Below are 23,412 nucleotides of genomic sequence, written 5' to 3'. Positions count from 1 at the left end.
GCCGCCCGTTTCGCTATTGATTTTACCTACTGACAGGCGAGGCATTCCTCGTAATCCGTCTTTGCGGCCTCCATCATCGAGGCTTCCGCATCCGTCTTGTCGGCGGCCCCGGCATAGGAGGCGCGCTGGATGGATTTCGACCGGCAGTAATAGAGCGATTTCACGCCCTTCTCCCAGGCCGTCCAGTGCAGCATGTGCAAATCCCATTTATCGACATCGCCCGGCAGGAAAATGTTCAGGGATTGCGACTGGCAGACATAAGGCGTGCGATCGGCGGCATGCTCGATCACCCAGCGCTGATCAATCTCGAACGCCGTCTTGAACAGATCTTTCTCGTTCTGGTCGAGGCAATCGAGATGCTGGACCGACCCCTCATGCTCGAGAATGGAATTCCAGACTTCTTGCGTGTCCTGACCTTTTTCCTCCAGCACCCGCTTGAGTTCCGGATTCTTGACCGAGAAGGACCCGGACAGGGTCTTGTGGACGTAGAAATTGGCCGGGATCGGCTCGATACCCGCCGATGTGCCACCGCAGATGATCGAGATCGACGCGGTCGGGGCAATCGCCAGCTTGTGCGAGAAGCGCGCTTTCACGCCCGCTTCCTCGGCATCCGGGCAGGCACCGCGCTCTTCGGCCAGCTTGACCGACGCCTTGTCGGCTTCCTGACGGATATGCTTGAACATTTTCATGTTCCAGGATTTTGCCATCGGTGATTCAAACGGCGCATTCATCTTCTGCAGGAAGGAATGGAAGCCCATCAGGCCCAGCCCGACCGAACGCTCCCGCTGGGCCGAATAGACCGCGCGGGCCATCTCGTCCGGTGCGCGCTCGATGAAGTCCTCCAGCACATTGTCGAGGAAACGGAAAATGTCCTCGATGAAACGCGGATCATCCTTCCATTCGAGGAATTTCTCGGCATTGAGCGAGGACAGGCAGCACACCGCCGTCCGGTCGCGGCCATGCTTGTCGACACCCGTCGGAAGCATGATTTCAGCGCACAGATTCGACTGGCGGACTTTCAGGCCCTGCTTCTTCTGGTGGGATGGCAGGGCGTCATTCACCGTGTCGGAGAAGACGATATAGGGCTCACCCGTCTGCAGGCGCAGATCGAGGATTTTCTGCCAGATCTTGCGCGCGGATACCGAGCGGACAACTTCGCCGGTGCGCGGTGATTTCAGCTCGTATTCGCCATCATTCTTGACCGCTTCCATGAAGGCATCGGTGACATTGAGGCCATGGTGAAGGTTGAGACTCTTGCGGTTGAAGTCGCCCGAGGGTTTGCGGATTTCGAGGAATTCCTCGATTTCCGGGTGGTGGATGTCCAGATACACCGCCGCCGAACCACGGCGCAGCGAGCCCTGGGAGATGGCGAGCGTCAGCGAATCCATCACACGGATGAAAGGAATGATGCCGGACGTCTGGCCGTTCTGACCGACCTTCTCGCCGATCGAGCGCACGCTGCCCCAATAGGTGCCGATGCCGCCGCCATTGGAAGCGAGCCAGACATTCTCGGTCCAGGTGTTGACGATGTCATTCAGCGAATCGCCGACCGTGTTCAGGAAGCACGAAATCGGCAGGCCCCGCATCGCACCGCCATTGGACAAGACGGGCGTCGCCGGCATGAACCAGAGATTCGAGATATAGTCATAGATGCGCTGGGCATGGTCGGTATCGTCGGCATAGGCCTTCGCCACACGCGCGAACATGTCCTGATAGGATTCGCCTTGCAGGAGATATCGGTCGACCATGGTCTTCTTGCCGAAATCGGTCAGAAGCGCATCGCGCGACGGATCCGTCTGAACCTGCTTGACCAGTTTCAGATCCGGTTTTTGCGCGCGCGGCTTGCCCGGGCGCAGCGTCTCTTGCGGTTGCGTGTCCATGGTGCTTTTGGCCAATGCTGCAGCGTCGTAAGGCGTCATTTTCTACTCGTCTCCCCCCGGAAATCAGAGCGCAGCTTGCCTGTCGCGCAAAACGCACGCTTTTGCGCCGCTGCTCTGAAAATCCCATGATGGTGTGTCCGCTGTCTCAGCCGACGCAACATATAGTGCGCAAGACAGGCGTCAGGGTCAACGGGGGAATTGGTCCGAAAACGGATTTTTTGGTTAACGAACGCCTAATGCCCTGTCGTCACTGACAAACTCCGGTAATGCTTTTTGCAGTAGGGTTTTTCACCCCCCTGAAACGTCAAAGACTTAGCAATTCCGGATCACCGCCCTGCGCCGAAATGTTAACGGTGACGGTCCGCTCTGCGGCGAACCGGGTCACATAATTCGGACCGCCGGCCTTGGGTCCGGTGCCGGACAGCCCCTCACCGCCGAAGGGCTGCACACCCACAACGGCGCCGGTGATATTCCGGTTCACATAGACATTGCCGGCGGGTACCGCCTCCATGATTTCCTCATGGAAGCGCGACAGGCGCGAATGAATGCCCAGCGTCAGCCCATAGCCCTTGGCCGCCAGTTCCCGCGCCATCTTGCCGACCTCTTTGCGCTTGTAGCGCACGATATGGAGAATCGGTCCGAAGACCTCCCGCTCCATCAGGTCCAACGAGGGCAATTCGATCAGGGCCGGCGCAAAATAGAAACCGTCCGCCGCCAGCGGGCCCGGATTGGCCTGTTTGAGCACTTTCGCATTCACCCGCATCCGGGTCATGTGCTGGTCGAGGATGCCCTTGGCCTCCTCGTCGATCACCGGACCGACATCGGTGAAGGCATCCGCCGGATCGCCCAGCGCGAGGGCATCCATCGCCCCCATCAGGCCGTCGATGAATTTGTCCGCCGTATCTTCTGGCAGGAATAATATGCGCAGCGCCGAACAGCGTTGCCCGGCCGAGCCGAAGGCGGAGATGATCGCATCGTCGATCACCTGCTCCTTGAGCGCGGAGGTATCGACGAACATGCCATTAAGACCGCCCGTCTCGGCGATAAACGGAACGATCGGACCGTCTTTTTCCGACAGCGACTTGTTGATGATGCGCGCTACCTCGGTCGAGCCGGTAAAACACACCCCGCCCGTGCGCGGATCATTGACCAGCGCCGCGCCGGCACGGCCATCGCCGGTGATCAGGTGCAGGACGTCCTTGGGCAGACCCGCCTTCTGGAACAGCTTGACCGCCTCGCAGGCAATGAGCGGCGTCTGCTCGGCCGGCTTGGCGACAACGGCATTGCCGGCTGCCAGCGCGGCGGCCACCTGACCGGTGAAGATTGCCAGCGGGAAATTCCACGGGCTGATGCAGACAAACACACCGCGCCCGCGCAATTCCAGATGATTCGTCTCACCCGCCGGTCCGGGCAGGCGGACGGGTCCGACAAATTTGGTCTCGGCCTCATTGGCGTAATAGCGGCAGAAATCGACCGCCTCGCGCACTTCCGCCACGCCATCGGCCAGCGTCTTGCCGCCTTCACGCGTCATGATGGCGATCAGACGATCGGTATCCGCTTCCAGCGCGTCACCCATGGCGCGCAGGATTTCCGCGCGCTTGGGTCCGCCCAGCTTGTCCCAGCGTAGATGCGCCTCCTCGGCTGCCTCGAACGCGGTCTCGATCATCTCGTCATCGGCATTGCTGATGATGGAGACGATCTCGTGCTGATTGATCGGTCTGGCATGTTTGAACGGCTCGTTCTCATACATCTTGCCGTTGATGATCGGCCCGGCGGCCAGCGGCAGTTTTTCATCCAGCTCGGCCTGAACACGCGCCAGGCGGCCGCGCACCAGAACCTGGCTCAGATCCACCCCGGCGGAATTGGCGCGGTGTTCGCCATACAGGCGCGGCGGCGTCGGAATGAAGGGATGGCGGTCAATGATATCGGCCTGGTCAAACGGACCGCTGGCGACATCTTCGGCCGGCACGTCCTTGTCGAGGAAGGAATGCACGAAAGAGGTATTGGCCCCATTCTCCAGAAGGCGCCGCACCAGATAGGGCAACAGGTCTTCATGACTGCCCACGGGCGCGTAAATCCGCACCGGATGGCCGCCATAGGCATCCTGCGCGGCCTTGTAGAGCGGCTCGCCCATGCCGTGCAGGCGCTGGAATTCATATTGCTCCACGCCCGCCTTCTGCGCCAGCAGGCGCACGGCGCACAGCGTGAAGGCGTTATGGGTGGCAAACTGGCTGTAAATCACATCCGGCGCGGTCAGCATCAGCTTCGCGCAGGCCAGATAGTTGAGATCGGTCGCCGGCTTGGTCGTCCAGACTGGAAAGTCCGGCCAGCCCATTTGCTGGGCGAATTTGATTTCCGTGTCCCAATACGCTCCCTTTACGAGGCGGACGAGGAAACGCCGCCCGGTTTCCCGGCCCAGCGCAATGATCATGTCGATCACTGCCGCGCAGCGCTTCTGATAGGCCTGAATGGCCAGCCCCAGCCCGTCCCAGCCAGCCAGAGACGGTTCGCGGGCCAGCCGTTCCAGGATTTTCAGCGAAATCACCAGACGGTCGGATTCCTCGGCATCCAGACACAGGCCGATATTCTGGGCCTTGGCCGCTTCGGCCTGTTCCAGAACCAGCGAATAGAGCTCTTCAAAGACCGATTTGGCCTTCACGGCATGATAGCGCGGGTGCAGGGCGGACAGCTTCACCGACACGCCATCCACCAGCTCGATCGGGCCCTCGCCGCGATTTTTCCCGACCGTGGCAATCGCTTCCAGATAGCGGGAATGATAGCGGGCGGCATCGGCATGGGTGCGGGCGCCCTCGCCCAGCATGTCGAAGGAATGCAAGCGGCCAGCCGTCTTGTGACCACGCTTGATCGCTTCCTTGATCGTCCGGCCCAGAACGAATTGTTCGCCGAGGATTTTCATCGCCTGCATGGTAGCGGCCCGGATCACCGGCTCGCCCATGCGCTGGGTCAGGCGCTTCATATAGATGCCGGGATTCTTCTTCGCCTCGCGGTCGACGCTCACGACCGATCCGGTCAGCATCAGGCCCAGCGTGGAGGCATTGACCAGCCAGTGTTCCGACTTGCCGATATGACCACCCCATTCGCCCGAACTGATCCGCTCGGCAATCAGCTTGTCGACGGTTTCCGCATCCGGCACGCGCAGCAGGGCTTCCGCCAGACACATCAGGGCCAGCCCCTCCTTGTTGGAGAGACCAAATTCCTGGAGGAAGGATTCCATCAGCCCGGCCACCTTGGTGGAAGCGCGGGCGCGTTTTACAAGGTCAATCGCCTCGCGGCGGGCTTCGGCACGGTCCTCTTCGCTGAAACCGATCTTGCCGGCCAGCGCGCGCGCCGCCTCTGATTCATCGGCAAATTTCTGCGCGTCGATCTTGTCCCAGTCGAGACGGATGGAGGCGGTATCAGGCATGGCAAATCTCCGCGGCGGCCAGACCACAAACGCGGTCCATTGATCATGCCAGTTGCCCGCTGGCAAGAGGCTGAAACGCCTCTTCGCCATGTGCGCAATATGGTTTATGGAGAACAGCATGAGTGAAGATCTGAACGATATCGAGCCGGACGAGGACTTCGAGGACGGCTATGAAGAGGGCTTCGAAGACAAGCCCAAACGCATCATGCTCGTCACCGACGCATGGGAGCCGCAGGTCAATGGCGTCGTCCGCACCCTCACCCGGACCACGGAAGAATGCCGGGCCATGGGCCATGAGGTGGAAGTCATCCACCCCGGCCTCGGCTACAAGACCATGCCGCTGCCGACTTATCCGGAAATCAAGCTCGCCTTCGGGGCGCGCAAGGACATCGAGCGGCGCTTCAAGGAATTCGAGCCGGAAGCGATTCACATTTCCACCGAAGGCCCTCTGGGCATGGCGGCCCGTGCGGTCTGTCTGAAATGGAAACTGCCCTTCACCACCAGCTATCACACCAAGTTTCCCGAATATGTGAATGCACGCCTGCCCTTTGTCCCGCTGGCAGCGGGCTATGCCTTCATGCGCAATTTCCACAATTCGGGCGGCCGCCTGATGGTGGCCACGCCCTCCATGCGAGATGATCTCGCCGCACGGGGATTCAAGAACATTACGCCTTGGGCGCGCGGGGTTGATACCGTGCTCTTCAACCCGTACAAGCGCGGCATTGATGGCGGCGTCTTCAAGGACCTTGAAGGCCCGATCTTTGTTTATGTCGGCCGCGTTTCGGTGGAAAAGAATATCGAGGCCTTCCTCGATTGCGAACTGCCCGGCACCAAGGTCGTCATCGGACCCGGCCCGCAGCTGGATGAATTGCGCAAGGAATACCCGGATATTCAATTCCTCGGCCCGCGCTATGGTGACGAGCTGGCGCGCTATTTTGCCGATGCCGATGTCTTCGTCTTCCCGAGCCTGACCGACACCTTCGGCCTGGTGATCCTGGAATCCATGGCGTGTGGCACGCCGGTCGCCGCCTTCCCGGCCCCGGGCCCGATTGATCTGATCCCGGGAACGGGTGCGGGCGCGGTGTCCGAAAACCTGCAGGAAGCCTGCCTGGAAGCGCTGACGATGAGCCGCGAACGCTGCCGCGAATATGCCGAAGGCTTTTCGTGGAAATCCTGCGCGGAAGAGTTTGTCAAAAACCTCAAACCGCAACCCAAGCCGGAAGGCCGCCGTTTCTGGAAACGCCTCCGCCGTCTGGGCCGCAAGGAACGCAAACCGCTATTCTAGAGAGCGGCCACGGGTCGGCTTGTTTTGATATTGCAGGGAGAGCGGTTCGAAAGCATGGCGCAAAACCGGATTCTCACCCAACGCAGCATCTCGGCCGGCCTGTCCTATCTGCTTTTCGTCATCCAGTGCGTGGTGATTATTTGTGTTGTCGGCGTCGCCACACTGCAGATTCAGGCCTTGGGCGCCATTATCCTCATCAGCCTCGCCTATCTGATCACCACCGCGATTTGCGCGCTGGTCATTTTTTTGCCGGTCCTTCTGACTTTGAAGGGCCGGACCCATCGCTTTTCCGTTATCTATGCCTTTGCCGGTTTCGCGACAGGCTTTCTGTCGACCCTGATTTTATTCGGCTGGTTTGTGCTGTTCGCCTCGGAGGACAGAAACGCCGCACTGATCGCACTCATGGCGTTCGCGTTTTTCAACGCCGCGGTCGGCGTCGGGTCCGGACTCCTGACGCGCTACTGGCTCCGGAAACGCCTGAAGGAAAGTCTCCAGGACAGTGCGGAACTTGTCCGAATATATGCGTAGATCGGCAGACGTATCGTTGCCGCCACTTTCCAACTCGCCATAAAATCGGAACACGTCCGTCATCCCGGGGCGCGCGATGGCGCGAACCCGGAATGACCAACGTATTGAACCCTAGTGGTGCTCAGGGGCTTCCGTCATGGTTTCCAGCGAATTGACGCGCTCGACCAGCTCGGCCCGGCGCGCTTCCGGCAGCGGGATCAGGCCGCGATCGGTCAGATAGCCGAAATCGCCCCAAGCTTCATCCGAGGCAAACTCCTGCAGATATTCCTGAATGCCCGGCACCACGCCGACATGCTGGGCCTTGGCATAGACGAACATGGAGCGCGAAATCGGATATTCGCCCGAGGCAATCGCATCAAATTCCGGGGCCACACCGTCAACGCGGGCCGCCTGAATGCGGTCGCCATTCTGCGCCAGGAAGGAATATCCGAACACGCCATAGGCGGTCGGCGTATTCACCAGCGTCTGGACAATGGCGTTGTCATTCTCACCGGAGTCGATCCAGGCGCCGTCCTCGCGGATGCGGGCCATGGCATCGTCGGGAATGTCGCATCCTGTTTCAGCCGCCACTTCTTCCGCCCCGGCTTCCATGCCGAGTTCGACAAAGGCATCGCGCGTGCCGGAGGTCGGCGGCGGGCCGAAGACTTCAATCCGCAGATCCGGAAGCGACGCATCAATGTCCGACCAGCTTTCATTCGGATTATCGACCATGGTGCAGTCTTCTGCCGGCACCTGGGCCGCCAGGGCGCGCCAGATCTGACCGCGGGAAATATCCAGTTGCGGACCGGTCGCGACATTGGAAATGACGATGCCGTCAAACCCGATGGGAAGCTCGACGATGTCGCGCACGCCATTGGTCTGGCACAGCTCGTATTCGCTCGGCGTCATCCGGCGGGACGCACCGGTCAGATCCGGCGTATCGACATCCACACCGCTGCAGAAGAGGCGCATGCCGCCGCCCGTGCCCGTTGATTCAACCACGGGGGTCGGGAAATTGGTGCGCGCACCAAAGCTTTCCGCCACCGCCGTCGTGAAGGGGAAGACCGTCGAGGAGCCGACGATCCGCACCACATTGCGCGAGCCGGAACCGGCACCGCCGCTGGACGCCGCCGTGCCGCCGGAAGACGCGGTGCTGCTCGAATCAGAGCAGGCCGCGACGCCCAGAAGGCCGGTAGCGATCACTGTCGAGAGAAGAAACTTGTTCATGATGTACATTCCCGTTTTTCTGAGTGGGTCCGTTTGTCTGTATGGGATCGAAATTGAGCGTTGTTTAGCCTGTCCGCCGCGCGGCGTTGTGTGAATTTTTTATGGCCAGGTCACCTGAAAGCGCATCTGCACGCCCTGGAAGTCGCCTTCGCCAAACCGCGCCGGCCCGTCCACATCGGCCATGATCACATTGGCCATGACCCGGACATTGCGTTCGACCTGCCAGTTGAGCCCCGCCGTATAGGAGGTCTGGCGTCCGGCGTTATCGGTATCGAGCTGGTCAATACGGCCGACGATCTCCCACGCGCCCCAGCCACCATTGCTCAGGGCTTGCGCCGGCGAAACACCGCGCATGATGCCGTCCGAAGCCCGGTACACACGGCTCTCACCCGTCAGCATCCAGCCGCCCGAAATGCCCCACGCCGTGGCATCCGCAGCGCCTTCGGCATCCTCGGTGGCGATCTCGGTCAGGACATGGAAGGGGCCATTGATATAGAGCGCTTCAACGCCGATCAGCGTTGAGCTCTCTGCTGTGGTGCGCTGATCGACATAGCGATCGGCCAGGCTGGCACCGAGGCGCGCCCGGAAACGCACCGATTCCGGCTCACCGGCATCGCGATTATACTGGCGGGCGTGAACGCCCAGATGAAGGACGCGGCCCGTCTCATTGATGGGCGCGAATGTCGCCCGGCCGGCGATCACGGTGGAGTCCGAAACCCTGAAATCCGCATTGCTGTCGCCAATGGCGCCGCCGAAGACGCCGACGGCAACGGAATAATTCTCGCCGGAATGATCGACCAGAATGCCAATCCGGCGGTCATAGCGGAAAGCCTGTGCCGGCTGGGCGCGTTCCATGAAAGTGTTGACCGTCGAGGAGGTGATATACTCGATCGAGTTGGGGGTTTTCTGATTCCCGACCGTGATCCGGACATTCTCCCCGCTCCAGCGCAGGCGGAAATCCTTGAACGAGACCCTGTCGCCACCAAAGTCCAGCTCGGTCACAAAGCTGAAATCATCCCAGCCCCCCTGAAGGCCCATGCGCGCCGCCCGCAGCGTCGAATCCTCGACGCTTTCCTGCAGCGTGGCGAAGTCCTCTTCATAGCTGGCGACATCCACAAACAGCCGGCCGCGCGCTTCGATATTGAAGGCGTTTTGCGCGAATGCCGGGCTGGCAAATGCCACGAGCGAAAGCAGGGAAACAAGGCGGAACATGGGGCAATCCTTCTGACCGGACGCCGCATGACATTTTGATATCAATACGACGACAAATTCGACGCCGATCTATGAAGGTTCGACTGCGCTTTTTTGAAGGTTGAGCGAAGCTTTTGTGACAGCGCCAGAGACCGGACCGATTAAAATCGGCCCGGCCTTCAGGTGGTTCAAAACGCTGGAAAAGCTACATCAGGCGCTTGCGCAACACTTGCGACAGCATGTCGACCAGCGTCACCGCAATGATGATGATGCCGATAATGACCGCCGTCTTTCCGTATTCGAAAGAGCGGATGTTCTCGATCAGAACCTGACCGATACCGCCCGCGCCGATGAGACCCAGAATGGTCGCGGAGCGCGTATTCGATTCGAACCGGTAGAGCGCATAGGATGCCCATAGCGGAATGACTTGCGGCACGACGGCCCAGGTCACTTCATTCATCGGTCCGGCCCCGGTGGCGCGCACGCCTTCAACCGGGCCTTCATCGATGGATTCAACCGCTTCGGAGAACAGCTTGCCGAGCACGCCCGCCGTATGGAAAGCCAGCGCCAGCACACCGGCGAACGGGCCCAGGCCCACCGCCGCGACAAAGACCGCCGCAACCACCAGCTCGTTGATGGCGCGCAACCCGTCCATGACGATCCGGACCGGACGCCGGATCCAGAAGGGTGCGATATTGGACGCGCCCAGAAGGCCCAGCGGGATCGCCAGCACAACGGCAAAGAACGTGCCCCAGAGCGCAATCTGGATGGTGACCAGAATCTGCTCCATATAATTGCGCCATTCGGAGAAGTCCGGCCGCGCAAAGCCCGCCAGATACTCGCCCATGCGGTCGGAATTCGCGCTCAGAAGCGGGAATTTGAACACTTCCGCCGGCCAGAAGCTCCAGATCAGGAGGCCGAAGAATCCGCCCCAGATCACGGCATCAATCAGCCGGTCGGTCATCAGACGCGTCGGCGCATATTTCGGCGGCTGTGAGACAAACAGGACGAGGCCAAAGACCAGCAGGCCGGCGATCAGGCCGATGCTCGCCCGGAACAGCGTCGGATCGCTATCATCGCGATGCGAGATGTTCTGCGATACCGATTGCGGCGGTGGCGCGCCCTGGTCCTGCAGGAAGGTCTCGACCAGCGAGCTGACTTCATCGCGGGTTTCATCCGGATTGGCGAGCATGCGCGCCCGCGCGGCCTCGATCTCGATGGAAACCTGCTGGGTGGCGATCTCGCGTTCCTGCCGCGCGACTTCCGCCAGTTCGGCTTCAATCTCGGCAAAGGTCGCATTCAGCTCGGCGAGGCGCTCATCGCGCAAAACGTCATTCAGCGTTTCATCGGCTTCGACCGCGGAGATTTCCGCCAGCGTCGCGCCGCGCCGGTCAATCAGTTCCAGCCGCTGGATGGGCAGGAAATGGTCATTCGTCGCCGGCAGAAAGCCGCCCATTTCCAGTTCGCGCAGAATGCCCTGTTCGCGGGAACGCTGGGCTTCATCGCCGCGCCAGCCATAGGTCAGGAAAAATTCCTGGATCCGGGAACGGGCTTCGGAAGACAGGTCACGGCGCCACATGATCGGGTCGGTCTGGATCAGCGGCGAGCGCCAGATGATCCGGATATCCTCGATCACTTCCGGGCGCGTGCGCTCCAGGCGTTCGATATTGGTGGTATTATTGGTCGCCGCATCCAGCTGCTCATTCGCCACCGTCAGCAGATTGGCTTCATGGCTGGCCCGTGTGACCTGATTGAAGCATTGCTGGGCATCAATCCCGCGCGGCGAGAAGATATAGGCGTTGGGCACCAGCGTGCCCGAGGTCGACAAGGGATCGCCGAAGCCGAAATCGACACTGCCATCACAGACCAGAAGATCATCCAGACTTTGCAGCGGGCTGTTGACCGGAACGATGATGATGGAGCGATAGCCCAGCTGCCCGTCCGGATAGATGAATTTGGCAAAGACTTCGGCATTGGCCCGGCGCGAGGCTTCCAGGCCGGAGCGATTGGTCAGCCAGGCGATCTGCACCTGATCGGCGCGCATCGCCTCGACCACGCCGGTATAATCACCCGCCGACACCAGTTGAACGTCGAAACCGGTATCCCGGCGCATGTCTTCAACGAAGGGCTCCCAGAGGGCCAGCACATTTTCCGACTGCTCGGTAGCCACCACGCCAAAGACGATCGTATCGCCCTGCTCCTGCGCGGACGCCGTCGCGGCCAGTCCGAGAAAGGCGAGCCCGGTCAGAAGGCGGGCCAGACAGCGCATCATCATGCCAGCTCTCCTTCTTCATCCATGACGTCGATATATTCATCGCCATAGATTTCGATCAGGCGTTCCCGCGTCAGCCCCCGTGTCGGGCCGTCATAAATGATTTCGCCGGCCTTCAGCGCGACCGCCCGGCGGCAATATTTCAGGGCATAATCAACCTGGTGCAGCGTGACGACGACGGTGATCCCGTCTTCCTCATTCAGCTCTGCGAGAAGCTTCATCACATTGCGGGCCGATACCGGGTCCAGCGAGGCAATCGGCTCATCGGCAAAAATCGCTTTCGCGCCCTGCACCATGGTCCGGGCAATGGCGCCGCGCTGCTGTTGACCCCCGGAGAGATTGGCCGCGCGGTTTCCTGCATATTGCGCAATGCCAACACGCTCGAGCGAATCCATCGCCTTCTTGCGGTCGGCCTGCGAAAAGCGCCCGAGAACGCCTTTCCATTCCGGCATGCGGCCCAGCGCGCCGAGCAAAACGTTGGAATAGAGGCTGATCCGTTTGACCAGATTGAATTGCTGGAAAATGAAACCGATCTGCGCGCGCGCCCGGCGCACGCCGCGCGACAGCTTGCCCGCTTCCTGCACCCGGTCGCCGAACAGACGCGTCACGCCGGACGTGGAATCCGCCAGCTGCAGCCCGGCACCGACGCGCAGCAGGGTCGATTTACCCGACCCCGATGGCCCGATCAGCGCGACCATCTCGCCTTCCTCGACGGTAATGGATACGCCTTTCAGCGCCTGGGTTGTCCCGAAGGTGACATTGATGTTTTCGGCCAGAAATGCCGGTGCCGTTTCAGACATGAAGGCAAAGCCCCTGTTAGTGGTTCAGTCCCACTTGCCGGTCTTGCGTGACAGTTTTGTGAAATCCCCTCACCTGTCGTCAGCATCACGGCAACTGATCAACCCCATTAGCGGAGAAACTTCCATCGCACCACCCGGCAGAGTCCGCCGCAAGACCGCCCGGCCGATGACGGCCTCGCCGTCTCTTGTCGCGGTAATTTCCCCCTCAACCGAAATGATTTCGTCAGAGGGCAGACGATAGGTCCGCAAGATGCGCTGTCCGGTCGCATGGGATTCGCCACGCGGCGCCGTGCCCAGCTCCAGGATCTCGCCGTCCTGCCACAGGCGCGCCGTGCCACGGCTCTGATTCTCGAACAGCCGCAGCGGATTGGGGTCGGCCCGGTCCCAGAAAAACGCCCCGCATTCCCCGGCGGCCAGTTCCTGAGCGGGCAGACCCGGCACGGCTGGGCTGGCATCGCCATCTTGCAACCCGCTGGCCATAGCGCTGACGCAGATGGAGAGCATCAGGGCCAGGCATCCGGCATATTGAGTCCGTGACCTCATAATTGCCCCTCGCCGCGCTGGCGCCAGATCGCGCCATCCTGTGTGAATCCCAGAGCCGAAAAGACCGGCGTCAGGGAGGCGTCCAGAATCTGCGCCTCCGCCGTCCACCGGTAAAGCCCCGAGGATGAGAGCGACAGGGTGAGCACGATCTCCATGTCCGCACTCTGACCCGAGAGGTCGGCAAACAACACCCTATCCCGGCAGGAGAGCGCGCCTTCCAGCATCGGCGCGGCAACGTCATAGCGGGCCGCCAGACCCATCAACGCCGAGGTCCGGATGACGGCATCCGCCGCCACACAGCCCGTATCGTCAAACGCCAGCTCGGCCAGATCGAGCGACAGGGATTCGTCCATCATGGCCGCAGGTACGGGCAGGCCGAGCGAGCGGAACCGGCTGGTCAGCTGCGCCTCGCGCAGGCCGAAACCGGTAAAGCCGACAAAGCCCTGTCCGCTGCCCCGCGCATTCGGATCGACGATTTGCCAGTCAAACCCTGCGCGGCCTGTAATAAGAGAGGCCGGGCGCAAGGCCGCATTCACCTGCGAAAACCGGGCGCTACCGGCCGCGACATTGTAAAGACGGCCATCCCACACCCGGCCATAGACGCTGGCTTGGGCACCCAATGGCTGACCCGCCATGCCATGGAGAAAGGCCAGCGGCATCATCGCAATCAGCGCCACCAGAAGCAGGCCTGAAGCCAGAAGGGACAGCGTGCGCAGAGACATCAGCCGCCCCTTTGCTCAAGCACGATCTGGGCCCGCGCACGACCATCGCCTTCGCGATCAATATTGGCGCGGACCGTTATAATCCCGTGACGCTGTTCAAGATCGGCCAGCCAGTTCATCAACCGTTCGGCATCGGCATTTTCCGTCCAGACATTCAGACGGCCCGCCTCGTCCGGCACCATGCGCGACAGGGGCAATTCCATCGCCGCGGCGCGTTCCGAGACCAGCGTCCGCAAGGGGCGGTTGTCGGCAGCAGCCGGACCGCCATCGCTGTTGGCCTGCGCCTGATACCGCGCAATGCCAAGGCTTAATTCGCGATAGCGATCCACCGAGTCGATATAGGCTGCCCGCGATGCATTCCGGAATTCCATCAACGGGGCCGCCACCCCATACCAGAGGCTCAAGGCCAGCAAGATTGCCGCCAGCCCGCCGAGAAGGAGCTGCTCGCGCGCACTGCGTTCCGCCCAGGCCGCGCCCAGCGTATTCAGAACCGACATCATCGCAGCCTCACCGAGAAATCACCATTGAGCGTATCGCCATTCTGACGGACGCCACCATCTTCCAGCGTCACGCCCTGTGCCGCAGCCGCGGCATTTAGCGCCTCGAAGTCCGAAAACTGGGAATAGGTCGCCGAGACGTTCAGCACGTTAAGGCCGCGATCAAAGCGCAGACTGTCGATCTCGACCGTCTCGACCTGACGCCCCAGCTCCGCCACCGCCCGCGCGAGCAGAAGGAAATCCGATCCGCCCGAACCATCCTGTGCCGCAAGGGCCTGCCGCAACTGGAATTGCGGATTCACGGCCGGCGTGCCCGGGAAGGTCGAGGTGAACAGCGCCGTACCGGCATCATCAATCGCATTGCGCTGATAGCCGTAATACGCCCCTTCTCCGGCCATCAGGGCAGCCGCAATCATCACGCCCGCCAGGGCGATAAGGCCGGCGCGGCGAAACGGCGTGACCCACATCAGCCAGCCCGCAGACGACGCAGTGCGCGTCAGGAATCCCGGCAAGCGGGCCAGCCGCTCGGGCGTCAGACCGGCAATGGCCAGCGCAGGGTCAACCGCTGCAAACCGGCGCGGCTGCGGCAGAGGGACACCCGCAATCTCCGTCCATTCGACATTATCGCTGACCGCCAGCGTGTCCGGCGCGGAAGCCACCAGCAGGGCCGGCAGGGTTTCCGCCAGCATGTCCGGATCAAGGCGCACGGCGGGCCGTGCATGGCGGGGTCGGCACAAGAGGATATCTCGGCCATCCCTGAACAGAATAGCATCCTCACCGTGGTCCAGCGCAGCGAAGGCATCCGGCACGAAATGGACGCGGCGCGCCGGCACCGCTTCGGCCATGGCCCGCCAGTCCTCGACCAGAGTCTTGCGCGCCGCATAAACGAAGCGCTGGCCATCTTCCCCGGCCGGACCGATGGCAAATTCGGTCTCTACCAGAGGGGCGGCCAGCTCGTCCTCGATCACAAAGGGTGCAGCCTGCCGGGCTTCGCGATCCGACCGGGCGGCCAGCGCTAGCCGGGATACGAAGATATCGCTCGACGGCAGGACAATGATCAGACGGTCATAGGCCGCGTCAGCGGCGGGCGGCAAACCCTCGCCCGAGCGCTTGCGGCGGCCTTCTTCCACCCGCACCCATCGGAGCGGTGGACCGCCATGTACCGGCGCAAACAGGACCAGATCGCGGCTCATAGAAATACTCCGAAGCGCTGGCTGTGCCGGGTCAGGCGCCGGGAACTTTCCAGCTCCACACGCTCTGTCAGACGATAACGGCTGTCACCTTGCTGCACGTCCACATGAATCTCGAAATAGCGGCTGTTGAGCGTAAAGACCGGGCGATTCTCCGGCGATATCTCCAGCTCGGCAACCAGCGGATCGCGCCAGAAATCCTCAACCTCCAGATAGCCCGTGGTCGGCCGCCGCGAAATCAGCAGCGCGGCTTCTGATCGGGAGACCTGATTATCCAGTGCCGCCGCCAGCAGAGCCGCCTGCTCCGGGCGCAGCGTGTTGAGATTGAGCGGTATCTCTTCCGTCACCGGATGGGCGCAAACGAGGGGCGCGAGGCGGGAAAAATAGAGCGGCGTCATCACCGGCAGGACCAGTATTTCCTCTGTCTCGACAAACAACGTATTGGCAGTCCGGTGCGGTACGCGTCGCTGCGCATACTGCATGTCTTCCGCGCCGCGCGCTTCCGGCCGCGTATCGCTGTCAATCCAGTCCGTGGCCTGTGCGGCAATGGCCTGCGCATCACCCGCCGGAATATTGAGCGCCTGAATCAGGGCAATAAACCGTTCGGCGGCCGCTTCGTCCGCTGCATAGCCCCCGCGCCCGGCCGCGCTCACCAGCGCATTCAGATTGAAGCAGTTATTGGCATCGCGCACCTCGCCGATCAGCGCGCCATTCTCGATCTCGAACTGGCGGGGCCCCTGTGCCCAGGCATCGCTGGCCCGCATCGGTTCACCGGTGGGCGGCAAGGATCGCAACAAGGCGCTCTCGGCGAAGTCCCGTGCACCAACCGCATACCAATAGGCCTGATCGCGGGCCTCGATATGACCGCTGCGGTCGATGCCAAAAAACAGGGCCTGCGACAGGCCGACCGCCACGGTCGACATCACCGCGGTGATCATCAGCGCCGTAATCAGCGCCGTGCCGCGTTTGCGGGCGACGCCCCTCATGACGGAAACTCCGGTGTCAGCAGCACGAATTCCAGATCGGTCTCATCCGTCATTTCCGCACGGAGCCGGACGGCGCGCGGCAGGCTTGTCGCCTGCCCCTGATCGGAACCGGACGCCATCGCCGTCACCCAGCTGTTGAGATTGAGAAAGTCGACGTCGAGTGAATCAACATTCGACAACAGGGCAAATTCACTGGCCGGCGTCTCGAACTGCCGGTCCGGATAGGCCCAGCTACGGCGGATCAGGCGGTCACCCGTCCGCACATATTCGACATATTGCAAGGAACCGCGGGGCTGAAGCGCGCCGGGATTCGGGCGTCCGGCGCGGGTAAAGGCGATAAGAGTGAGATCGGAGGCCCGGCCCGTCGATCCCGCCAGCCCGGATGTGGAGCCGGCAAATCCGATCTCGCCATTGCGGCCATCGGACAGGCGCACGGGACGATTGACCAATTGGCCGAAATCCTCGCGCATCAGAAGACGGGCGCGATCAATCATTTCGGCCCGGTCGGCACTGGCCTGATTGATATCGCGCGCGGTCAGGGAAGCGGTCAGCATACCGGTCGATATCACGCCGATAATGGAAAACAGCATCACCGAGACGAGCACCTCGACCAGCGAAAATCCGGCGCGCGAAGGGTTCATGACGCTCTCCGGAAGGTCACGATCTGATGCGAGCGGCTGCCGTCGGCTTCACGGATATCCAGCTGCAGGCGAACCAGACCGGCATCCGACGTCGGTAGAACCGACAGCGTCCAGTCAAAGGACTGCCCCGCCATTTCATAGCGGCCCTGATCGGATGACGGCCGGTATCCGGCCTGCTCGATCAGCGTGGCATTCAGGACATTCTCGCCCGCCAGCGCCAGCACGCTGCGCGAAGCGATGATCTGCGAGCCACGCGTGGATTGCTGTGTCGCTGTCATCAGTGCCATGCCCGCAATCGCCAGAATCGACAGGGCGACGAGCATTTCAATCAGGGAGAATCCGGCGTCGGAGCGGCGCATCAGAGATCGCCTCCCGTCAACAGGATACCGTCCGGCCCGCCAATGGAAATCCGCCAGCGCGCCTCACCCGTTTCCAGCGCGAAGGCCGCTGCCTCATTGGCACCCGTCGGGTCAAACCAGTAATCCGGCACCGGAGCAGAAGTGCGCGATGAATCCGCCGGCATCAGGCTGGAGACCAGCACCACACTGTCCGGCAAACGGCGCGCCGCCAGCGCGGAACGGCGCTCCACCGGCACCCATTCACCCGCCTGATAGATGAGAAAGTCATAACCCTCCGGCGAGGTCCGCAATCCGATGAAGGTCCCGCGCGTTACCGCCATTGTCTCGGCCCGCATCAGGTCGAGCTGCATCTGTTCGGCCATGGCCCGCGCAGGATTGCTGGCCGGGCGCATCGTCAGATACGCCGCCCCGGTCATCAGACCGACAATGGCCAGCACGACGAGAATCTCGACCAGCGAGAATCCGGCGCGGCCCGTATCTTTTGGCCGGATCAATTCTCCCAATTGCCGATATCGGCATCGAGCCCGTCACCGCCGGCACGGCCATCGGCACCGAGAGTGAATATATCAAACTCGCCATTCGCGCCGGGATAGAGATATTGATAGTCATTGCCCCACGGATCCGTCGGCAGGCGGCGAATGAAGCCATTGGCCGGAAAGCGCGCCGCCCGGGCGGCGTCGGAAGGGCCCTCGACCAGTGCGGCGAGGCCATCTTCGGTGGTCGGATAGGTCTGCAATTCAAGGCGATACAGTTCGACCGCCTGTTCCAGCGTGCTGATATCGGTGCGCGCCTTCTCGACCATGGCGCGGTCCTGACTGGGCAGGACGTTGAGGACAACCACCGTCGCCAGAATGCCCATGATGACGATGACCACCATCAGTTCGAGAAGCGAGAAACCGGCCTTGGCGGATGATTTTCTGGGTGGGGTGTTCATGATCGGGCCTCCTATCCGAGGGCGAGTGTATTAAGGCGCAGGATCGGCAACAGGATCGACAGAATGATCCCGGTCACAATCGCGCCCATGGTGATGATGATGAGGGGTTCGAGCAGATTCATGGCCGTCGAGGTGCGGCCATCGACATCCTGCTCCAGTTGGTGCGCCGCCCGGTCGAACAGATCGCCCAGCGCACCGGACCGCTCTCCGGCGGCAACCATGTGAACCAGAAGACCCGGAAACCAGTCGCTCTTGCGCAAGGCATCCGACAGACCCGTTCCGGTCTCGACATCGCGGAGCACCGACTGGATGGTTTCTGCAAACGCCCTATTGCCCGCCGCCCGGCCGGAAGCGCGCAAGGCATCGGGCAGGACCGCGCCGGACTGAACCAGAATTGCCATCGTGCGGGCAAAACGCGCCGCTTCCATATCGCGGATCCAGCTGCCGATCAGCGGCAGTCGGCGCAGGAGCCGGTCGCGTTGCGACTTCGCCGCTTCAGTGCGCATCAGGACAATGCCGAGGATCACGGCCACACCCAGCCCCGCCAGAAGCACAAGGCCATAGTCCTGCAAAAAGCCGGACAGGCCGATCAGTATCCGCGTCGGCAGCGGCAGGGAGACGCCCGTGCCCTCGAACTGCTCGGCAATGCGCGGCACGATGAAAACCAGCAAGGCCGAAACCACGGCAATAGCCACTACGGCCAGCGCGCTCGGATAGATCAGCGCCGCCTGGATCTTGCGGCGGATGACATCGGCTTTCTCGAGATAATCGGCGAGCCGATTGAGAACACGGCCCAGCCCGCCCGCGCTTTCGCCGGCCGCGACCATGGCGCGATAAACGGCCGGAAAGGAGTCCGGATGATCGCCCAGCGCTTCGGCCAGACGCCCGCCCTCCTGCACCCGCGAGCGCGCGGAGGACAGCACACGGCGCATCACCGGCGTATCGGCCTGCCGCGATAACAGGTCCAGCGCCTCCTCGACGGGAATTCCCGCCTCGATCAGGCTGGCCAGCTGGCGTGTGAAAATCATCAGATCGCGGCGGCTCAGCCCGCGTTTCTGAAACACGGTGAGCTGGGTCCCGGCACTCTGAGTACGCTTGTCTCCGGCGCGCCCGACTTTCAGGGGCGCCAGATTGCGGCGGCGCAATTCGCGCCGGGCCGCAACTTCGGATTCGGCATTCAGATAGCCGCGGCTGCGCTTTCCGCCAGTGTCGAGAGCCACATATTCAAACGCCGGCATGACGCTCGCCCTCCTCGCGGCAGACGCGCAGAACTTCCGACAGGCTGGTCTCGCCGTTCAGAGCGGCTGACACACCATCCTGGAAGAGATGTTTGCGATTCCGGAAAGCCTGATCGGACAGCGCTTTTTCCGAGGCATTATCGTGGATCAACGCGCGCAAGCCCTCATCCACCGTCACCACCTCATAGAGGCCGATCCGGCCCGAATATCCAATAGAGCGTGGTCGTCTTGCCCGAGCCGGTCGGGCCGGTGACGAGCACGATGCCGTTGGGCTGGGCCAGCGCCGTCTTCATGGCGGTCAGATTGGCCGGGCCCATGCCCAGCTGATCGAGCGTGAAGCGCGCCTGATCCTTGTCCAGCAGACGCAGGACCACCCGCTCGCCAAAGCGCGATGGCAGGGTGGCCACACGGACATCCACCCCCTTGCCGCCCAGATTGAGCGACAGGCGGCCATCCTGCGGCACACGCTTTTCGGCTATATCGAGCCGCGACATCACCTTGATCCGGGACACCAGCGGCGAGGCCAACGCCGGAGCGAGGCTGGCGCGCTCTGACAGAACGCCATCAATCCGGTAGCGCACCGAAACCCGATCCTCATAGGGCTCGACGTGGATATCCGATGCTGCCGTGCGGATGGCTTCGGCAATCAGCCCGTTGATCAGGCGAATAATCGGCGCATCGGAGGCTGAATCCAGCAAGTCCGCCGTCGGCGGAATCTCATCAATAATGCTCGACAGGCTCTCGCCCTCGGCCTGATCGCCCAGACTGCCCGCCTCGGCCTCCGAGAAGGCATAGATGTCGGACAGGGCGCGCTCGAATTGGGACGCGTCGATCTCTTCGACCGGGAATGTCTGGCCCACTGCCCGCCGCGCTTCGATCAGCGCCAGCCTGTCCCCGCCACGCTTCAGCAGGAAGGCAGGTTGCTCGCCGCCGCGAAACAGGATTCCGCGGGATTTGGCAAAGCCGTAGGAGAGCCGGTCGAGCGCAGCGGTCATTGCGGGGCCGGTGCTCCCGCTGAGCCGGTCAGAAGGTCGGCAATGGCGTCCAGATCATTGACGCCGCTATGCGCATCGCCGCGCGGCCCACGGATGCGGCCATAGGAGCGGCCGGTGACATCGCGCATATCCGCCTCGCTGCGGATGATGGTCGGGCGGATGAACACCATCAGATTGCGCTGGACAACGGATTCGCCTTCCGAGCGGAACAGCCGCCCGACGCCGGGAATCCGGCCCAGTCCCGGCACGGCGCTGGCCGTGGTTTGGCGGTCCTGTTCGATCAGGCCGCCGAGCACGATGATCTCGCCATTATCGGCGAGAACAGTCGTCGAGATTTCGCGCTGATTGGTGATGAGCTCGTCCGAGGACGCGCTGACCGTACCGGCGACGCTGGAAACTTCCTGCCGGATCGCCAGACGGATGGTATCGCCTTCATTGATTTGCGGGCGGACTTCCAGACGCACGCCGACATCGCGGCGCTCGATCGTACGGAAGGGATTCACATTGTTCGACCCCAGCGCCTCGCCGGTGGTCACCGGGATTTGCTGTCCTACCAGAATATAGGCTTCCTCATTATCCAGCGTCATCAATTGCGGCGTGGAGAGGACGTTGGAATTCTGGTCCTGCTCGACCGCATTGAGGACGAGGCCGAAGAGATTGCCGCTGGAATCCTGACCGCCAAATCCGGCGGTAATCCCGGTTGCGCCGAGCAGCGAATTGAGGGCGAGCGACCGCAAATTGGCATTGCCGCCATCGCCGCTGCCATCATCGACCTCGGCGATTGCGCCGGTCAGGGCGAGAATATCCGGATTGGCCCGGTTGAACCGGCTCATCACCAGAGGCGCATCGCCATCCTGATCGCCCGAGAACAGGAATTGCACGCCCAGCTCTTCGGCCACCGTGTCGGAAATCTCCACGATGATCGCTTCGACCAGAACCTGCGGCCGGCGGATATCGAGCTGACGCACCACCTGTTCGATCTGACGCTGTGCATCGGCCGGCGCATTGATGATCAGCGAGTTGGTGGGCGCATGGTGGGAGATCGAGATTGCCCCGCCCGTCGCGCCTTCACCCGTTGGCGCCAGCGAGGCGGCAACGTCTTCCAGAATCGGCAGGATGGATTCGCCATCCGTATGGCTGAGATAGATGACGCGATAATCCTGATTGGACTGGCTGACCGCATCGATCTGCCGGGCCAGCCGCATCATGTCCGCAATCTGTGCCTCATCGCCCCGCAGCAGCAGCGAGTTCGAGGAGGCCACCGGCACGATCGTCATCGCATAGCGGCGGCCCTCTTCGCCGGAACGCGTGCTGGACTGCGAGGATTCAAGGATGCGGGCCATATCCGCAGCCGACACATTCTCCAGCGCCACCATTTCAAACACCGAGGTGTCGCGATCCAGATTGGAGAGCACGGAGCGCGCGCGCTGCACATTGGTGGCATAGTCGACGATCACCACGGCATTGCCGGAATCAATCGCATTGACGATGCCCTGCGTACTGGTCAGCGGACGCAGAATATCCTGCGCTTCGCGCGCACTTGTATGCTGAAGGCGGATCACGCTGGTGATGATCTGGTCGCCCGACGTCGCCCCGGATCCACCCGTCCGCGTCCCTTCCTGTTCGGGGACGATCTGATAGGCGCCACTGGTCGAGCGGATCACCGCATAGCCCTGCACCCGCATCACCGAAAGAAAGACCTCGAACACGCCCTCATCCGACAGCGGCGTTTGCGAGGTGACATTGACCACGCCGCGGACATCCGGATCGACGATGAAGGTATAGCCGGTGAGGATGGAGACATCGTCGATGAAGGCGCGGATATCCGCATTGACGAAGTTCAGCGTGCTCTCCTGCTGAGCGCCGGACGGGCCGGGCCACATCAGGAACAGGGCAGCCGCGGCGGCCAGTATGCGGATCGGCTTTATGATCATCGGGAAGCATCCAGGGTGACCCGTTCACCATCGCGGCGCACGGTCAGTTGAAGGGAAGACGATTGTTGAAGGGCGGGCAGTAAGCGCGCCGCCGCCTCGGCGTTCTGCGGCAAGGCACGGCCATTGATTTCCAGGATGACATCGCCGCGCTCCAGTCCCAGAGCGGTGGCGGCAGCGCTGTCAGCGTTCACGCGGAATCCGAGGAGATTGCCGGCCTCGAAATAGGGTTGAAGCGCCAGATCGGTGATCAGCGTCTCCGGATTGACGGACGCCGCCGGGCGCGTCGCCGTCGCGCGTTCGGCCTCTTCGCGCAGGAAGAGAACTTCACGAACGCCCGCCCGCCGGATCACAATGCGGTCGGCATGGACGGCGGCCAGCTCGGCATCATTTGTAATCGCCTGCCCCACGGCATAGGTGCGCTGGCCATTGGCACCGGCCTCGATGATGGCGGTGCCGGTTTCCGGATCCGCCCCGGTGCGGACACCGAACAGGCGCAGGCCCAGATTGGTTTCCGGCAGTGCGTCCAGATCGTCATCCGGCTGGGCATCTCGCCGCCCGGAGAACAGGCCGGCAAAGGAATGGGCGGAAACCGTCAGCCGCGCTTCGCTAGCTGCCGGAGCCGCCTCCGGTTCGGCAAAGTCGAAGGGCTCGGCATAGGCGCCATAGGCGATGAACCAGATGGCCCTGGCCAGTAGAAAGGCAAGAAGGGAAAGAACCAGAATCTCGACAGCGATCACCACCACCCGCGGCACGGGGCTGGCTTTTACCGGCATTGTTCTGGAAGCTG

Annotated in this window: 22 protein-coding genes; 2 read left to right on the top strand and 20 right to left on the bottom strand. The window is 62.2% G+C overall.

The window, feature by feature from the left end; translation table 11 throughout:
* Window positions 1-26 precede the first annotated feature (26 nt).
* Complete coding sequence (locus P0D52_RS02240; RefSeq protein WP_394694816.1) at window positions 27-1,880, bottom strand: ribonucleoside-diphosphate reductase subunit alpha; 1,854 nt, start codon at window positions 1,878-1,880, stop codon at window positions 27-29.
* Between the two features lie 304 nt (window positions 1,881-2,184).
* Window positions 2,185-5,304 (bottom strand): bifunctional proline dehydrogenase/L-glutamate gamma-semialdehyde dehydrogenase PutA, encoded by a 3,120-nt coding sequence (gene putA, locus P0D52_RS02235; protein ID WP_394693820.1) that lies wholly within the window; start codon window positions 5,302-5,304, stop codon window positions 2,185-2,187.
* Between the two features lie 205 nt (window positions 5,305-5,509).
* Here putA and P0D52_RS02230 point away from each other — a divergent pair, with 205 nt between their 5' ends.
* Together P0D52_RS02230 and P0D52_RS02225 are read left to right on the top strand one after the other, a co-directional pair.
* Entirely contained in the window at window positions 5,510-6,589 is a 1,080-nt protein-coding gene (locus tag P0D52_RS02230; protein WP_394694815.1) for a glycosyltransferase family 4 protein, read from the top strand.
* A gap of 54 nt (window positions 6,590-6,643) precedes the next feature.
* On the top strand, window positions 6,644-7,117 hold the full coding sequence (locus tag P0D52_RS02225; protein ID WP_394693819.1) for a hypothetical protein: 474 nt from the start codon (window positions 6,644-6,646) through the stop codon (window positions 7,115-7,117).
* 111 nt (window positions 7,118-7,228) lie between these two features.
* On the opposite strand, the gene P0D52_RS02220 is transcribed toward P0D52_RS02225, so the two are convergent.
* From P0D52_RS02220 to P0D52_RS02135, 18 genes are all read right to left on the bottom strand, one after another.
* Window positions 7,229-8,323, bottom strand: a complete 1,095-nt coding sequence (locus P0D52_RS02220; protein WP_394693818.1) for a substrate-binding domain-containing protein — start codon at window positions 8,321-8,323, stop codon at window positions 7,229-7,231.
* Between the two features lie 99 nt (window positions 8,324-8,422).
* The gene (locus P0D52_RS02215; RefSeq protein ID WP_394693817.1) at window positions 8,423-9,535 is read right to left on the bottom strand and encodes an OprO/OprP family phosphate-selective porin; all 1,113 of its coding nucleotides are present in this window, start codon (window positions 9,533-9,535) and stop codon (window positions 8,423-8,425) included.
* 184 nt (window positions 9,536-9,719) lie between these two features.
* Window positions 9,720-11,789, bottom strand: a complete 2,070-nt coding sequence (gene phnE / locus P0D52_RS02210; RefSeq protein ID WP_394693816.1) for a phosphonate ABC transporter, permease protein PhnE — start codon at window positions 11,787-11,789, stop codon at window positions 9,720-9,722.
* On the bottom strand, window positions 11,786-12,586 hold the full coding sequence (gene phnC, locus P0D52_RS02205; RefSeq protein WP_394693815.1) for a phosphonate ABC transporter ATP-binding protein: 801 nt from the start codon (window positions 12,584-12,586) through the stop codon (window positions 11,786-11,788). Before phnC ends, phnE begins: the two co-directional genes overlap by 4 nt.
* A gap of 69 nt (window positions 12,587-12,655) precedes the next feature.
* Window positions 12,656-13,129, bottom strand: coding sequence for a hypothetical protein (locus tag P0D52_RS02200; RefSeq protein ID WP_394693814.1), 474 nt, complete (start codon window positions 13,127-13,129; stop codon window positions 12,656-12,658).
* Window positions 13,126-13,851 (bottom strand): type II secretion system protein N, encoded by a 726-nt coding sequence (gene gspN / locus P0D52_RS02195; protein WP_394693813.1) that lies wholly within the window; start codon window positions 13,849-13,851, stop codon window positions 13,126-13,128. Before gspN ends, P0D52_RS02200 begins: the two co-directional genes overlap by 4 nt.
* Window positions 13,851-14,351 carry a type II secretion system protein GspM gene (gene gspM, locus P0D52_RS02190; protein ID WP_394693812.1) on the bottom strand — a complete coding sequence of 167 codons (501 nt, stop codon included), beginning with the start codon at window positions 14,349-14,351 and terminating at the stop codon, window positions 13,851-13,853. The genes gspN and gspM overlap by 1 nt, the downstream gene beginning before the upstream one ends.
* Window positions 14,348-15,541 (bottom strand): type II secretion system protein GspL, encoded by a 1,194-nt coding sequence (gene gspL, locus P0D52_RS02185; protein WP_394693811.1) that lies wholly within the window; start codon window positions 15,539-15,541, stop codon window positions 14,348-14,350. The genes gspM and gspL overlap by 4 nt, the downstream gene beginning before the upstream one ends.
* Window positions 15,538-16,524, bottom strand: a complete 987-nt coding sequence (gene gspK, locus P0D52_RS02180) for a type II secretion system minor pseudopilin GspK (RefSeq protein WP_394693810.1) — start codon at window positions 16,522-16,524, stop codon at window positions 15,538-15,540. The genes gspL and gspK overlap by 4 nt, the downstream gene beginning before the upstream one ends.
* Complete coding sequence (gene gspJ, locus P0D52_RS02175) at window positions 16,521-17,165, bottom strand: type II secretion system minor pseudopilin GspJ (protein WP_394693809.1); 645 nt, start codon at window positions 17,163-17,165, stop codon at window positions 16,521-16,523. The genes gspK and gspJ overlap by 4 nt, the downstream gene beginning before the upstream one ends.
* Entirely contained in the window at window positions 17,162-17,524 is a 363-nt protein-coding gene (gspI, locus tag P0D52_RS02170; RefSeq protein WP_394693808.1) for a type II secretion system minor pseudopilin GspI, read from the bottom strand. Before gspI ends, gspJ begins: the two co-directional genes overlap by 4 nt.
* Window positions 17,524-18,018 (bottom strand): GspH/FimT family pseudopilin, encoded by a 495-nt coding sequence (locus P0D52_RS02165; protein ID WP_394693807.1) that lies wholly within the window; start codon window positions 18,016-18,018, stop codon window positions 17,524-17,526. Before P0D52_RS02165 ends, gspI begins: the two co-directional genes overlap by 1 nt.
* Window positions 18,015-18,458 (bottom strand): type II secretion system major pseudopilin GspG, encoded by a 444-nt coding sequence (gene gspG / locus P0D52_RS02160; RefSeq protein WP_394693806.1) that lies wholly within the window; start codon window positions 18,456-18,458, stop codon window positions 18,015-18,017. The genes P0D52_RS02165 and gspG overlap by 4 nt, the downstream gene beginning before the upstream one ends.
* 11 nt (window positions 18,459-18,469) lie before the next feature.
* Window positions 18,470-19,696, bottom strand: coding sequence for a type II secretion system inner membrane protein GspF (gene gspF / locus P0D52_RS02155; RefSeq protein WP_394693805.1), 1,227 nt, complete (start codon window positions 19,694-19,696; stop codon window positions 18,470-18,472).
* Window positions 19,683-19,856, bottom strand: coding sequence for a hypothetical protein (locus P0D52_RS02150; RefSeq protein ID WP_394693804.1), 174 nt, complete (start codon window positions 19,854-19,856; stop codon window positions 19,683-19,685). The genes gspF and P0D52_RS02150 overlap by 14 nt, the downstream gene beginning before the upstream one ends.
* A gap of 22 nt (window positions 19,857-19,878) precedes the next feature.
* On the bottom strand, window positions 19,879-20,691 hold the full coding sequence (locus tag P0D52_RS02145; RefSeq protein WP_394693803.1) for a GspE/PulE family protein: 813 nt from the start codon (window positions 20,689-20,691) through the stop codon (window positions 19,879-19,881).
* Window positions 20,688-22,625 (bottom strand): type II secretion system secretin GspD, encoded by a 1,938-nt coding sequence (gene gspD / locus P0D52_RS02140; protein ID WP_394693802.1) that lies wholly within the window; start codon window positions 22,623-22,625, stop codon window positions 20,688-20,690. Before gspD ends, P0D52_RS02145 begins: the two co-directional genes overlap by 4 nt.
* Complete coding sequence (locus tag P0D52_RS02135; protein WP_394693801.1) at window positions 22,622-23,398, bottom strand: type II secretion system protein N; 777 nt, start codon at window positions 23,396-23,398, stop codon at window positions 22,622-22,624. Before P0D52_RS02135 ends, gspD begins: the two co-directional genes overlap by 4 nt.
* Window positions 23,399-23,412 lie beyond the last annotated feature (14 nt).

The sequence above is a fragment of the Hyphobacterium sp. genome (assembly GCF_043584775.1).
Lineage (GTDB): Bacteria > Pseudomonadota > Alphaproteobacteria > Caulobacterales > Maricaulaceae > Hyphobacterium.
The sequence above is the reverse complement of the archived record's forward strand: the minus strand, read 5'-3'. Positions and strand labels throughout refer to the sequence as shown.

Bases quoted from the DNA above. Each gene is read 5' to 3' on its own strand.
- phnE (WP_394693816.1), bottom strand. From the start codon at position 11,789: ATGATGATGCGCTGTCTGGCCCGCCTTCTGACCGGGCTCGCCTTTCTC.
- P0D52_RS02135 (WP_394693801.1), bottom strand. From the start codon at position 23,398: ATGCCGGTAAAAGCCAGCCCCGTGCCGCGGGTGGTGGTGATCGCTGTC.
- gspN (WP_394693813.1), bottom strand. From the start codon at position 13,851: ATGTCTCTGCGCACGCTGTCCCTTCTGGCTTCAGGCCTGCTTCTGGTG.
- P0D52_RS02225 (WP_394693819.1), top strand. From the start codon at position 6,644: ATGGCGCAAAACCGGATTCTCACCCAACGCAGCATCTCGGCCGGCCTG.
- gspG (WP_394693806.1), bottom strand. From the start codon at position 18,458: ATGAACACCCCACCCAGAAAATCATCCGCCAAGGCCGGTTTCTCGCTT.
- gspL (WP_394693811.1), bottom strand. From the start codon at position 15,541: ATGAGCCGCGATCTGGTCCTGTTTGCGCCGGTACATGGCGGTCCACCG.
- P0D52_RS02215 (WP_394693817.1), bottom strand. From the start codon at position 9,535: ATGTTCCGCCTTGTTTCCCTGCTTTCGCTCGTGGCATTTGCCAGCCCG.
- putA (WP_394693820.1), bottom strand. From the start codon at position 5,304: ATGCCTGATACCGCCTCCATCCGTCTCGACTGGGACAAGATCGACGCG.
- gspJ (WP_394693809.1), bottom strand. From the start codon at position 17,165: ATGAACCCTTCGCGCGCCGGATTTTCGCTGGTCGAGGTGCTCGTCTCG.
- P0D52_RS02240 (WP_394694816.1), bottom strand. From the start codon at position 1,880: ATGGACACGCAACCGCAAGAGACGCTGCGCCCGGGCAAGCCGCGCGCG.
- phnC (WP_394693815.1), bottom strand. From the start codon at position 12,586: ATGTCTGAAACGGCACCGGCATTTCTGGCCGAAAACATCAATGTCACC.
- P0D52_RS02200 (WP_394693814.1), bottom strand. From the start codon at position 13,129: ATGAGGTCACGGACTCAATATGCCGGATGCCTGGCCCTGATGCTCTCC.
- gspM (WP_394693812.1), bottom strand. From the start codon at position 14,351: ATGATGTCGGTTCTGAATACGCTGGGCGCGGCCTGGGCGGAACGCAGT.
- gspF (WP_394693805.1), bottom strand. From the start codon at position 19,696: ATGCCGGCGTTTGAATATGTGGCTCTCGACACTGGCGGAAAGCGCAGC.
- gspK (WP_394693810.1), bottom strand. From the start codon at position 16,524: ATGAGGGGCGTCGCCCGCAAACGCGGCACGGCGCTGATTACGGCGCTG.
- P0D52_RS02145 (WP_394693803.1), bottom strand. From the start codon at position 20,691: ATGACCGCTGCGCTCGACCGGCTCTCCTACGGCTTTGCCAAATCCCGC.
- P0D52_RS02230 (WP_394694815.1), top strand. From the start codon at position 5,510: ATGCTCGTCACCGACGCATGGGAGCCGCAGGTCAATGGCGTCGTCCGC.
- gspI (WP_394693808.1), bottom strand. From the start codon at position 17,524: ATGCGCCGCTCCGACGCCGGATTCTCCCTGATTGAAATGCTCGTCGCC.
- P0D52_RS02220 (WP_394693818.1), bottom strand. From the start codon at position 8,323: ATGAACAAGTTTCTTCTCTCGACAGTGATCGCTACCGGCCTTCTGGGC.
- gspD (WP_394693802.1), bottom strand. From the start codon at position 22,625: ATGATCATAAAGCCGATCCGCATACTGGCCGCCGCGGCTGCCCTGTTC.